The organism is Streptomyces sp. NPDC107575, from assembly GCF_055657265.1.
Window position 1 is genome coordinate 384,327 of record NZ_JBVKBG010000005.1, and the last position, 12,346, is coordinate 396,672.

Genomic DNA, 12,346 nt, shown 5'->3' on the forward strand with positions numbered 1-12,346 from the left:
CGATGCGCGTGCTCGGCATGATCTCCGGTACCTCGCACGACGGCATCGACGTCGCCGTCGTCGACTTCGCGCAGGACGGCACGACGTTGCGCGGCCACCTCGTTCATCACGGCTCGACGCCGTACACGCCCCGGCTGCGCGCCGATCTCGTGGCCGCGCTGCCGCCGCGGCGGATCACGGCGGAGGACGTCTGCGCCCTGGACACCCGCATCGGGCAGGCCTTCGGGGAGGCGGCCCGAGCCGCGCTCGCCGAGGCGCCCGCCGACGCGGTGTGCAGCCACGGCCAGACCCTGTACCACTGGGTCGAGGGCACCACGGTCCGCGGCACGCTCCAGATCGGGCAGCCGGCCTGGATCGCGCAGGCCACCGGCCTGCCCGTGGTCGGCGATCTGCGGACCGCCGACGTCGCCGCGGGCGGCCAGGGCGCCCCGTTGGTGCCCCTGCTGGACCGGATGCTGCTCGCGCCCGACGTGGAGCGGGGTTCACGCGCGGGTGCGCTCAACCTCGGCGGCATCGCCAACCTCACCGTCGCGGCCCCGGGCTCCGAGCCGGTGGCATGGGACATCGGCCCCGCCAACGCGCTCATCGACGCCGTCGTGGCCGACTCCCCCGACACACCCGACGGCTTCGACCGCGACGGCCGCCTCGCCGCGTCGGGCACGGTCGACGAGGCCCTGCTCGCCGAACTGCTCACCGAGCCGTACTACGCGCTCGCCCCGCCCAAGAGCTGCGGCAAGGAACTCTTCGACGCGCTGTACGTGTCCGGGTACGTGGACAAGGCGGCGGGCCGCTCCGGCCGCCCTCCCGTCACCGAACTCAACGACCTGGTCGCCACCCTGACCGCGCTCACCGCGGAGACCGTCGCGCGCACCGTCCGCGAGGCACGTCTCGATGTGCTGTACGTGTCCGGGGGCGGGCTGCGCAATCCCGCGCTGATGGCCGCGATCACGGACCGGCTCGACGGGCTCACCGTGCGGCCGAGCGACGCGCTGGGCGTCCCGTCCGACGCCAAGGAGGCCCTCGCCTTCGCCCTCATCGGCTGGCACAGCCTGCACGGACTGCCGGGCAATGTGGTGGCGTGCACGGGGGCCTCGGGCGACCGGGTACTCGGTCAACTCACCTTGGGGGCATCGGGGTTGACGGCCCCCGGCACTCCGCCGGTGCGGCCCGAACGGCTGGTGGTCACCGGCGGGGTGGCATGAAGGTCGACCTGACCGGGGCCGCGGCGGAGGTGCTGGGCACGGGTGGCCCTGGCCGGCGCCCCGCCGGGGTGTGTCTGGGCGTGGCCACCCCTGCCACGGGCGCCGTACTGGCGGCGGCGGGCTGGGCGCGGCGCCCCGAAGGCCCGGTGCCGGGCGAGCCGATGACCACCGGGACGGTCTTCGACCTGGCGTCGGTGACGAAAGTGGCGGCCACGACGGCCGTCATCATGCGGCTGGTCGCGGCGGGACGGCTGGACCTTGACGCTCCGGTGGGGCGGTACTTGGCGGGGTTCCGGATCGGGCACGACAGGGCCCGGGCCACAGCCGCCCATCTGCTCGCCCACCGCTCCGGCCTGCCGCCGTGGTGGCCCCTGTACTGCCGGACCACGGACCGCGAGACGGCGCTCGACCTGGCGGAACGGCTCCCGCTGGACACCCCGCCCGGCGCCCGGCGCACGTACTCGGACGTGGGTTTCATGCTGCTCGGCCGTCTCGTCGAACGGGTCACGGGCACGGGCCTGGCCACCGCGTTCCACCAGTGGGTGGCCGAGCCGCTCGCCCTGACCCGCACCCGCTACGGGCCCGTGCCGCCGGACACCACCGCCGTGAGCAGCGACGGCGACGGGATCGAGGCGCGGATGGTGGAGACCGGACGCCCCTACCCCGTGCCCTGCGCGACGGCCGACTTCACCGGCTGGCGCACCGGGCCCGTCCGTGGCGCGGCGGCCGACTGCAACGCCGCGCACGCCCTGGCGGGTGTCGGCGGGCACGCGGGACTGTTCGCCCCGCTGGACGAGCTGCTCCGGCTGGCCTCGGCCCTCGTGCACGACGCGTCCTTCGTCCCGGCGGCCGTACGCGCCCGGTTCCTCGCGGCGGCGGACCCGCGCGACCCCGAACAGGGCCTGGGATTCCGCCGGTTCACGCTGGACACGCCGCACGGCCCGGTCCCGATGGTCGGCCACGACGGCTTCACCGGAACGCATGTCGGGGTAGCCGCCGACCGTCCGCTCGCCCTGGCCCTCGCGGCCACGCGCCTGCACGGCACGAGCGCGGACCGCGAGGACCTGGTGCCGGTCGCCCGCTTGTCCGCCGCAGCACACCGCGGAACCGTACGGGCGCTTGAGGCGGCGGGCGCCTTCCCTCCGCGCCGCTCACCCGGCCGCACGGAACAAGGCGAACCCGTGGGCCGATCCGGACACACCAGACACACCACCCTGGAGTCGCCATGACCGCCCCCGTTCCGGCCGAGGCCGATCCGCGCGACGGCGCCACCCCGCGCCGAGGCGCCACGCTGCGCATCCGCGGCCTCTCGGTGGCGTACGCGACCGCTGGCCGCGATGTCACCGCCGTCGACCGGGTCGACCTCGATCTCGCGGCGGGCGAGACGGTGGCGGTGGTCGGGGCCTCGGGCTCGGGCAAGTCGACGCTCGCGGCGAGCATCAACCGGCTCCTCGCCGACAACGGGCGGATCACGCGCGGCTCGGTCCACCTCGACGACCTGGACCTCACCTCCGCGTCCGCCAAGGTGCTGCGCCAGGTGCGCGGGGCGCGGATCGGGATGGTGCCGCAGGACCCCATGACGAACCTCGACCCGGTCGCCACGATCGGCTCGCAGATCACCGAGGCGCTCCGGGTGCACGGCATCGCGCGGGGCGAGCGGGCCCGCGACGAGGCGGTGGAGCTGCTCGAACGCGCGGGCATCGCGGACGCGGCGGCCCGCTTCTCCCAGTACCCGCACGAGTTCTCCGGCGGCATGCGCCAACGCGCCCTGATCGCCATGGCGTTGGCCTGCCGCCCCGACGTCCTGATCGCGGACGAACCGACGTCGGCGCTCGATGTCACGGTGCAACGCCTGGTCCTGGACCAAATGGCGGCACTCACCCGCGACTTGGGCACCTCGGTACTCCTCATCACCCACGACCTGGCCCTTGCGGCCGAGCGCTCGGACCGGGTGGTCGTGATGCACGAGGGCCGCGTCGTGGAGTCGGGCCCCGCGCCCGAGATCGTCGCCGGGGCCCACCACCCGTACACACGCCGCCTGTTGTCGGCCGCGCCCGGCATCGCACGCACCAAGGTGACCCCGCCCCCGATCGGGCAAACCCCACTCCCCCTCCTCGAACTCCGCGGGATCACCAAGATGTACCGCCTACGAGGTCGCCGCGAGCCCCTGCGCGCGGTGGACGACCTCAGCCTCACGGTCCGCCCCGGCCGCACGGTCTCCCTGGTCGGCGAATCGGGCTCCGGCAAATCCACCACAGCGCGCATCGCCCTGCGCCTGGAGGACCAGGACGCGGGCACGACACACTTCGAGGACACGGACGTCACCAGGAGCCACGGCCGCCGCCTCCTGCCGTTCCGCCGCGCGGTCCAGCCGGTGTTCCAGAACCCGTACGCATCCCTCGACCCGCGTCACACCGTCGGCCGGATCGTCGCCGAGCCACTTCGGGTGCACGGCATCGGCTCCAGCCGCGCCGACCACCGCGCGCGGGCCGCCGACGTCCTCGACCAGGTGGCGCTCCCCTCGGCCTGCATGGACCGCTACCCCCACGAACTCTCCGGCGGCCAACGCCAACGCGTGGCCATCGCCCGCGCCCTCGCGCTCGGCCCCCGGCTGATCGTGCTGGACGAGGCGGTGTCCGCGCTCGACGTCCTGGTCCAGGACCAGATCCTCGACCTCATGGTGGAACTCCAACGCGACCTGGGCCTCGGCTACCTGTTCATCAGCCACGACCTGGACGTGGTCCGCCTGGTCTCGCACCACGTCCTGGTGATGCGCGAGGGCCGCGTGGTCGAACAGGGCACCCCCACCGAGATCTTCGACAACCCGCAACACCCGTACACCCGCGAACTGATCGCGGCGATCCCGGGCAAGGGCGCGCCCCGATCGGGCCTTCTCGGCCCCTGACCGGATGACCGGCGCGGAACCCGCCTACTCCACGAGCGAAGGCCCCATGTACTGCTCCGCGAAGGACCGTACGTACGCGGGGTCGTCGCGCAGTCGCTGCCACCGGGCGCGCCGCAGGCGTTCGCGGTAGGTGGCGTGCGGGGTGCCGGGCTCGTCGGCGTGCAGGAGTTCCAGCATGGCGTGGCTGAACTCCTGCACCTTCCACACGTCGGCCAGGCGCCGCCGGGAGTACGCGGCCAGCACCCCCTCCAGGGGCTGCGAGTCCGCGAAGTGGTCCGGAAGGCAGGCCGCGAGGTCGGCTGCGTCGGCCACCGCGAGGTTCATGCCCTTGCCGCCCGAGGGCGGCACGATGTGTGCGGCGTCGCCGAGCAGCGCCACCCGGCCGTGGTGCATGGGTTCCACCACCTTGGTGTGCATGTCGACGACGGCCCGCTCGAGGACCGGTCCCTCGTTGAGCGTCCAGTCCGGCAGGTCGAGCCGCATGTGCAGCTCTTTCCAGATCCGTTCGTCCGGCCACTGGTCGAGGGTGTCACCTGCGGGTATCTGGAGGTACATGCGGGTTACGTCGCGGGAGCGCAGCATGTGTCCCGCGAAGCCGTCGGGGTGCTGCGCGTACACGGTGTGCCCGGCGGACGGCGGTGCCTGGACGAGCGCGCCCAGGAGGCGGGCGTCGTGCGGGACGTCGTAGTGGGTGAGGGCCGATTCCGGCAGTGCCGCGCGCGTCGGTCCGTGCCATCCGTCGGCGCCCGCGACGAGGTCCGCGCGGATGACGGTGCCGTCAGCGCACACCACCCGGGGTGCCTCGTCCGGTACGACCTCGGTGATCGGGCTGCCGAGCAGCAGGGTGCCGCCCTCACCGGCGTACGCGTCCAACAGGTCGGCCACGACGTCCTGTTGGGGGTACACATAGCTGGGCGCGTCGCCGCACCACGCCTCGTAGTCCACGGTGACCCGCTCGCCCTCGGCGTGTATCTCGCAGCGCGTGTGCGCGAGGCCCTCGGCGCGCAGCCGGGCGGACAGGCCGTGCCGGTCGAGCAGCTGGACCGTGCGCCGCTCCAGGAACCCGGCGCGCGAACGCGCCAGCAGCTGCTCCCGTGTGAACTTGTCGACCACCACGCAGTCGATGCCACGTCGCCGCAACAGCACACCAAGGGTCAGCCCCGCCGGGCCGGCTCCGACGACGACCACACTCGTGTCGAGCGTACGCACCAGATCTCACTCCCTCCGCGGGGCCGGGAGGGGGGATGCCGGCCCCGTCGTCAGCGCACGTTACGGGAGTGGTCGAGGCGGGTGTGCGGCAGGTCCCCGCTGGTCACACCCCCATCGCAGCGCACCCGCACGTGCGGCCCAGATGCAGCCGGTGCGGCAGGATCCGTTCCTGGCGGGGCAGTGCCGGCCGCTCGATGCGGCGCATCAGCATGCCGAACGCGGCGGCGGCCATCTCCTCGTGGGGCTGGACGACGGTGGTGAGGTTGATCAGTCCGGCGGTGTAGTGGGGCGTGCCGTCGCAGCCGGTGACCGCCACGTCCTCGGGTATCCGGATGCCGTGCTCGACGGCGAACTCCATGACACCGATGGCCATTTCGTCGCTGCCGCACACCACCGCCCGGGGTGGCGTGTCCAGCGCGAAGAGGCGTTGGGCGGCGCGGCGTCCGCCGTTGTTGTCCAGTTCCGTGCTGATCTTGCGTGCGCCGCTGATCCGTACCCCGTGCCGGGCCGCCGTGCGGACGAAGGCCTCCTCCCGGACCGAGGACGCGGAGGAGAAACGCGGGCCGACGACCGTGGCCACCTCCGAGTGTCCGTGTCCCAGGACGTGGTCCATGAGTTCCCCGGCCGCCGCCGCGTCGTCGACCCCGGCGAAGTCCCCCTCCAGGAACAGCGAGCGCCGCGACAGATAGACGTACGGGATGCGCGCCGCCCGCAGGGTGCGCAGCGCACTCGCGTCGTCGCGGAAGGCGGCCGACAGGATCACGCCGTCGACCTCCCGGTTCACCAGGGTCGCGGTGATGTGCTCCAGCGCGGGCCGCTGGTCCTGCGTGGTGGCGATGAACACCTGGTAGCCCGCCGCGGCGCCCGCGGTGATGATCGCCTGGGCGAAGCGCGGATACGTCGGGTTGACGATGTTCGGCTGCACCAGGGCGATGACCCGGCTGCGGCCGGGGTCGACGGCCTCGCCCCTGCGTGGTGTGAAGCCGAGTTCACGGGCCACCGCGAGCACATGTGTCCTGGTCTCGGCGGACACACCCACCTTGCCGTTCATCACGTACGAGACGGTGGCCGTGGAGACCCCGGCGGCCCGGGCCACCGCGGCGGCGGAGACCCGCGTGGGCCGCCCGGCCCGCGAGGCCCGCCGTGGCTCGACTGTCTCCACTGATCGCTCCCGGCTGCCGAGTGTCGCCTGACCTGTCGCGTGAAGGTACGCAGCTCCCGGCCGCCCGGCAACGGCCGTCCACCTGCTGAACGTTGCTTAACGTTCACGGCCGCGCCTAGCTTCACCGCACCGACGCAGCCGCGTCACCTCTGTCGACGAAGACGAAGGTCCTGCCCATGACGACTGACGCGACCGCCACCACGGCGCTGCGCTCCCCGGCCGAGCTGAACCGGGTCATCCTGCGGCACCTGATGCCGCTGCTGGTCGCCGCCTACGTGATCAGCTTCCTGGACCGGACGAACATCGGGATCGCCAAGGAGCGCCTGGAGATCGACCTCGGGATCTCGGCCACGGCGTACGGGATCGGCGCGGGCCTGTTCTTCATCACGTACGCGCTGGTGGAGATCCCCTCGAACCTGGTCCTGCACCGGGTCGGCGCGCGTTTCTGGATCACCCGCATCATGGTCACGTGGGGGCTCATATCCGCGGGCATGGCCTTCGTGCAGGGTGAGTGGTCCTTCTACGCGATGCGGCTGCTGCTGGGCGCCGCCGAGGCGGGCCTGTTCCCCGGTGTCATGTACTTCCTCACGCAGTGGTTCACCCGGGCCGACCGTGCCAAGGCGAACGGGATCTTCCTGCTCGGTGTGTGCACCGCGAGCGTCGTGGGCCCGCCGATCGGCGGGCTGCTGCTCGGGCTCGACGGGCTCGGCGGACTGCACGGATGGCAGTGGATGTTCCTCGTTGAGGGGCTGCCCGCCTGCGTGTTCGCGCTTGCGGTGTGGAAGCTGCTGCCCGACCGCCCCGAGCAGGCCACGTTCCTGACCCGCGCCGAGGCCGTCGACCTGCAACGGCGGATCGCCGCCGAGGAGGAGGCGGGCGCCGCGGCCTCGGGCACGCACCGCATGGGCCAGGTCTGGCGCAATCCGCAGATCCTGCTGGTCGTCGGCGTCTATCTCGCCGAGCAGATCGCCGTGTACGCGATGTCGTACTTCCTGCCGTCGATCATCGGCACGTACGGGACGCTGTCGCCTCTGCAGATCGGCCTGTTGACCGCGATCCCCTGGCTGTTCGCGGGCCTCGGCGCGTATCTGGTTCCGCTGCGCGCTACGAACGGCACCACGTCCCGGCGCCTGGTGAACATCACGGCCGCTGGCATCGCCGTCGGCTTCGCGCTCGGCGCCCTGTCCGGGCCCGTCGTCGGGCTCCTCGGCTTTTGTCTCGGCGCGTTCTCCTGCTTCGCGATGCAGGCGATCCTGTTCACCTTCCCGGCGTCCCGGCTGAGCGGGGCGGCGCTGGCCGGCGGGCTCGCGTTCGTCAACACCATCGGCCTGTTCGGCGGGTTCATCGGCCCGTACGTGATGGGGGCCATGGAGGACCTGACCGGCGACAAGCTGTCCGGCCTGTGGTTCGTGGTGGCGGTGGCCGCCGTCGGCACGGTCCTGTCGCTGTTCCTGCGGCGCGGCGACGAGGCCACCGCCGCCTGACCGGGCCGCACACACCACCACACTTGAGGAGACAGATCGTGGAAATGACCGGCAAGCGTGTCCTCGTCACGGCGGGCGCCGCGGGCATCGGCCGCGCCATCTCCGACCGGTTCGCGGAACTCGGCGCCCGGGTCCTGGTGACCGACGTCGCCGAGCCGGCCGTCCGCGCGGCGCGGGAGGCCGGGCTCGCCGCCCAGGTCTCCGACGCCTCGGACGAGGCGCAGGTGCGGTCGCTGATGTCGACCGTGGAGCGCGAACTCGGCGGCCTGGACGTCCTGGTGAACAACGCGGGCATCGCGGGGCCGACCGGGCCCGTGGAGAGCGTGGACGCGGCCGACTGGACCAGGACGTTCGACGTCAACATCCACAGCCAGTTCTACTGCGTGAAGCACGCCGTGCCGCTGCTGCGCCGGGGCACCGACCCCGCGATCGTCAACCTGTCGTCGGCGGCCGGGCGGCTCGGCATGGCCGGGCGCAGCGCGTACTCGGCCTCCAAGTGGGCGGTCGTGGGCTTCACCAAGACGCTCGCGATCGAGCTCGGGCCCGAGGGCATCCGGACGAACGCGATCTGCCCGGGCGCGGTGGACGGTCCCCGCATCCGCTCCGTCATCGAGGCGAAGGCCCGGATGCTGGACCGCCCCGTCGACGAGATCGCGGCGCTCTACAACGACCAGTCGTCGATGCGCCGCATGGTCAGCGCCGACGACATCGCCGACATGGCGGTCTTCCTCGCGGGCCCCGCGGCGCGCAGCGTCAACGGGCAGGCGATGGCGGTCGACGGCAACACGGAAAAGCTCTACTAGGCGCTCCCGGAGGGACCCCGTATGACCAGCGCACACCCGCACTCCGCCCGCGACAAGGTCATCATCACCTGCGCGGTGACCGGCGGCATTCACACCCCGTCGATGTCGGAGCACCTTCCTGCCTCGCCCGGCGAGATCGCCGAGGCCGCCCTGGGGGCCGCCGAGGCCGGAGCGGCGATCGTCCATCTGCACACCCGCGATCCGAAGGACGGCCGCCCGTCGCAGGACCCGGACCACTTCGCGCCGATCCTCACCGAGGTGAGCGCGCACTCCGACGCCGTCATCAACATCACCACGGGCGGCTCCCCGCACATGAGCGTCGAGGAGCGGATGCGGCCCGCCACCGAGTTCAGGCCCGAACTGGCCTCCCTCAACATGGGATCGATGAACTTCGGGCTCTACCCGATGCTCGACCGCTTCAAGGAGTTCGCGCACGACTGGGAGCGCGAGCACCTGGAGCGCAGCCGGGACCTCGTCTTCAAGAACACCTTCGCGGACATCGAGAAGATCCTGGGGATCGGCGCCGAGAACGGCACCCGCTTCGAGTTCGAGTGCTACGACATCTCGCACCTGAACAACCTGGCGCACTTCCGCTCGCGCGGCCTCGCGAACGGGCCGCTGTTCGTGCAGTCGGTCTTCGGTCTCCTCGGCGGGATCGGCGCGCACCCCGAGGACCTCGCGCACATGCGGCGCACCGCGGACCGGCTCCTCGGCGACGGCTACGAGTGGTCGATCCTGGGCGCGGGCCGCCACCAGCTCCCGCTGGCCACCATCGGCGCCGCCCAGGGCTCCCACGTACGGGTGGGTCTGGAGGACTCGCTGTGGATCGGCCCGGGCGAACTGGCGAGGACCAACGCCGAGCAGGTGTCCCGGATCCGCACCGTCCTGGAGGCCCTCAATCTGGAGGTCGCCACGCCCGACGAGGCCCGCGAGATCCTCCGGCTGAAGGGGCGGGACAAGGTGGGCTTCTGAGCGGCGGGACGGGGTCGGCTCATGAGCGCTGCCGTGCACACCTGCGCGACCGTGTCGGGGATCACAGAGGGGCGCGGGCGGCCCGCGGAATGCGCGCAGCAGGTGGAGCGGTTGCCTCCGAAGATCGTCGTTTGTGCAGCGCCGCACAGGCGACCGATTCCGATATCCCGTATGCCCGTACTTCTGAGGAGCCCCCGTGGCCGACCCCACGTCCCGCGCCGCCGAGATACTCTCCCGCCCCGTCGCGCTGAACGGCCTGACCGTGCCGAACCGCATCGCGATGGCGCCGATGACCCGCATGTTCTCGCCGAACGGCATTCCCGGTGAGGACGTGCGCTCGTACTACGCGCGGCGGGCCGCCGCGGGCGTGGGCCTGATCATCACCGAGGGCACGTACGTGGGCCACGACTCGGCCGGTGACAGCGACCGGGTGCCGCGGTTCCACGGCGAGGAGCAGCTGGCCGGGTGGGCGAAGGTCGCCGAGGACGTGCACGCGGCGGGCGGCACCATCGTTCCGCAGCTGTGGCACATCGGCATGGTGCGCAAGGCGGGGCGGCCGCCCTTCGCCGACGCCGAGCCCGTCGGCCCGTCCGGTGTCCGCGTCGACGGCACCGAGGGCGAGGGCCGGGCGATGACGCGGTCCGACCTGGACGATGTCATCGGCGCCTTCGCGCAGGCCGCCGCCGACGCGGAGCGGATCGGTCTGGACGGCGTCGAGGTGCACGGCGCGCACGGCTATCTCCTCGACCAGTTCCTGTGGTCGGGCACGAACCGCCGCAGCGACGCCTACGGCGGTGACGCCGTGGCCCGTACGAAGTTCGCCGCCGAGATCGTGGCCGCGATCCGCGAGCGGGTCTCCGCCGAGTTCCCGGTCATCTTCCGCTATTCGCAGTGGAAGCAGGAGGCGTACGACGCGCGGCTCGCCGAGACCCCGGAGGAGCTGGAGGCCATCCTCGCCCCGCTCTCCGCGGCGGGTGTCGATGTCTTCCACGCCTCCACCCGCCGTTACTGGCGTCCGGAGTTCGACGGCTCGGACATGAACCTGGCGGGCTGGACGAAGAAGCTCACCGGCAGGCCGACCATCACCGTCGGCTCGGTCGGTCTCGACGGCGACTTCATCCGCGGTTTCGCGGGCGAGGGCTCGCCCGTCAAGGGCATCGACGACCTCCTCGACAGCATGGAGCGCGACGAGTTCGACATGGTCGCCATCGGCCGCGCCCTGCTCCAGGACCCGCAGTGGGCGGCGAAGGTCCTCGCGGGCCGCTTCGACGAGCTGAAGCCGTACGACGCGGCTGCGCTCAAGACGCTGAGCTAGGCCGAGGCGTCAACAAGGGGCGTCCGCCCTCCTGCCACCCGGCCGGAGGGCGGGCGCCCCTTCGTCATGCACACAAGGGCGAGCCCGCGCAAAGGTGAGCAACTTCTTGCAACTGCCTGGCCGGAAGTGCATGGTATCGATCATCGTCGCGCCGAATCGGCCGACGTTCGCGAACAGGGAGGGTACGACGGTGAGTCCGAGCAGGGCGGTGTGCGACTGCATCGATCCGCTGGCGGGGGTACGTGCCACCGGCGATCCCGAACACGACGTGTTCCTGACGGGGACCGTCTTCATGGACCTGGTCTTCACCGGGCTCGACGGCGCCCCGCGCATCGGCACCGAGAACTGGGCCCGCGGCATGGGTTCCAGCCCCGGCGGCATCGCCAACATGGCCACCGCGCTCTCCCGCCTGGGCCTGCGCACCACGCTGGCGGCCACGTTCGGCACCGATCTGTACGGCGACTACTGCTGGGAGTCCCTCGCCGACGTCGAGCGCGTCGACCTCACGCACTCGCAGCGGCTGCCCGGCTGGCACTCGCCGCTGACGGTCTCCATGGCGTACGACGGCGAGCGCACCATGGTGACGCACGAGCACCCGGCGCCCCCGCTGGAGCACACCGTGCCGCGCGCCCGCGCCGGCGTGGCCTCGCTCGAACCCGACCGCGAGGACGCCTGGCTGCGGCAGGCGCACGAGCAGGGCGCCCGGATCTTCGCCGATGTCGGCTGGGACGAGTCGGGCCGCTGGGACACCGCGACGCTGACCGGACTCCCGTACGCCCACGCCTTCCTGCCCAACGCCACGGAGGCGCTGCACTACACGCGCACCGACACCCCGCAGGACGCGGTGGCGAGGCTGGCCGAGCTGGTGCCGATCGCCGTGGTCACCAAGGGCCCCGACGGCGCGGTCGCCGTCGACTCGCTGACCGGGGAGCACGCCGATGTCCCGGGCCTGCGCGTGGAGGCGCTGGATCCGACCGGTGCCGGGGACGTGTTCATGGCCGGGTTCGTGACGGGCACCCTCGCGGGGTGGCCGCTCGCCGACCGCCTGGCCTTCGCCAACCTCACGGCCGCCCTGTCCGTGCAGCACTTCGGCGGTTCGCTGTCCGCTCCCGGGTGGGTGGAAGTGGCCGCCTGGTGGGGCGAGTTGACCGCACGGGCCAAGGCAGGCGACGCCGCGGCCACGGAGCTGGCACGCCGCTACGGCTTCCTGCACGACCTCGTCCCGGCCCGCCTGCACGAGGTGGCCCGCCGCCGCGCCACACCGACCCTCGGCTTCCGCGCCGCGTAGGAGACA

Annotated in this window: 10 protein-coding genes; 8 read left to right on the forward strand and 2 right to left on the reverse strand. The window is 72.5% G+C overall.

Features of this window, described 5'->3' with window-relative positions; translation table 11 throughout:
- The first annotated feature begins 2 nt into the window (after positions 1–2).
- Genes ACZ7L4_RS26550 through ACZ7L4_RS26560 form a run of 3 tightly spaced genes read left to right on the forward strand, consistent with a single transcriptional unit; the run spans position 3 to position 4,107 of the window.
- A complete protein-coding gene (locus tag ACZ7L4_RS26550; RefSeq protein WP_472107354.1) occupies positions 3–1,202 on the forward strand; it encodes an anhydro-N-acetylmuramic acid kinase in 1,200 nt (399 codons plus the stop codon).
- A complete protein-coding gene (locus ACZ7L4_RS26555; protein WP_472106312.1) occupies positions 1,199–2,431 on the forward strand; it encodes a serine hydrolase domain-containing protein in 1,233 nt (410 codons plus the stop codon). Before ACZ7L4_RS26550 ends, ACZ7L4_RS26555 begins: the two co-directional genes overlap by 4 nt.
- Positions 2,428–4,107: an ABC transporter ATP-binding protein gene (locus tag ACZ7L4_RS26560; RefSeq protein WP_472106314.1), complete on the forward strand. Its 1,680-nt coding sequence runs from the start codon at positions 2,428–2,430 to the stop codon at positions 4,105–4,107. The genes ACZ7L4_RS26555 and ACZ7L4_RS26560 overlap by 4 nt, the downstream gene beginning before the upstream one ends.
- Positions 4,108–4,131: 24 nt before the next feature.
- On the opposite strand, the gene ACZ7L4_RS26565 is transcribed toward ACZ7L4_RS26560, so the two are convergent.
- Entirely contained in the window at positions 4,132–5,316 is a 1,185-nt protein-coding gene (locus ACZ7L4_RS26565; RefSeq protein ID WP_472106316.1) for a 4-hydroxybenzoate 3-monooxygenase, read from the reverse strand.
- Positions 5,317–5,419: 103 nt separating this feature from the next.
- Positions 5,420–6,478 (reverse strand): LacI family DNA-binding transcriptional regulator, encoded by a 1,059-nt coding sequence (locus ACZ7L4_RS26570; protein WP_472106318.1) that lies wholly within the window; start codon positions 6,476–6,478, stop codon positions 5,420–5,422.
- A gap of 176 nt (positions 6,479–6,654) precedes the next feature.
- Between ACZ7L4_RS26570 and ACZ7L4_RS26575 the strand changes: the two genes are divergently transcribed.
- The 5 genes from ACZ7L4_RS26575 (at position 6,655) to ACZ7L4_RS26595 (ending at position 12,340) form a co-directional block, all read left to right on the forward strand.
- The gene (locus ACZ7L4_RS26575; protein ID WP_472106320.1) at positions 6,655–7,962 is read left to right on the forward strand and encodes an MFS transporter; all 1,308 of its coding nucleotides are present in this window, start codon (positions 6,655–6,657) and stop codon (positions 7,960–7,962) included.
- Positions 7,963–8,006: 44 nt separating this feature from the next.
- Positions 8,007–8,765, forward strand: a complete 759-nt coding sequence (locus tag ACZ7L4_RS26580) for an SDR family oxidoreductase (RefSeq protein ID WP_472106322.1) — start codon at positions 8,007–8,009, stop codon at positions 8,763–8,765.
- Between the two features lie 21 nt (positions 8,766–8,786).
- The gene (gene kce, locus ACZ7L4_RS26585) at positions 8,787–9,737 is read left to right on the forward strand and encodes a 3,5-dioxohexanoate:acetyl-CoA acetone transferase (protein WP_472106324.1); all 951 of its coding nucleotides are present in this window, start codon (positions 8,787–8,789) and stop codon (positions 9,735–9,737) included.
- 196 nt (positions 9,738–9,933) lie between these two features.
- Entirely contained in the window at positions 9,934–11,052 is a 1,119-nt protein-coding gene (locus tag ACZ7L4_RS26590; RefSeq protein WP_472106326.1) for an NADH:flavin oxidoreductase, read from the forward strand.
- 130 nt (positions 11,053–11,182) lie between these two features.
- Positions 11,183–12,340 carry a carbohydrate kinase family protein gene (locus ACZ7L4_RS26595; protein WP_472106328.1) on the forward strand — a complete coding sequence of 386 codons (1,158 nt, stop codon included), beginning with the start codon at positions 11,183–11,185 and terminating at the stop codon, positions 12,338–12,340.
- Positions 12,341–12,346 lie beyond the last annotated feature (6 nt).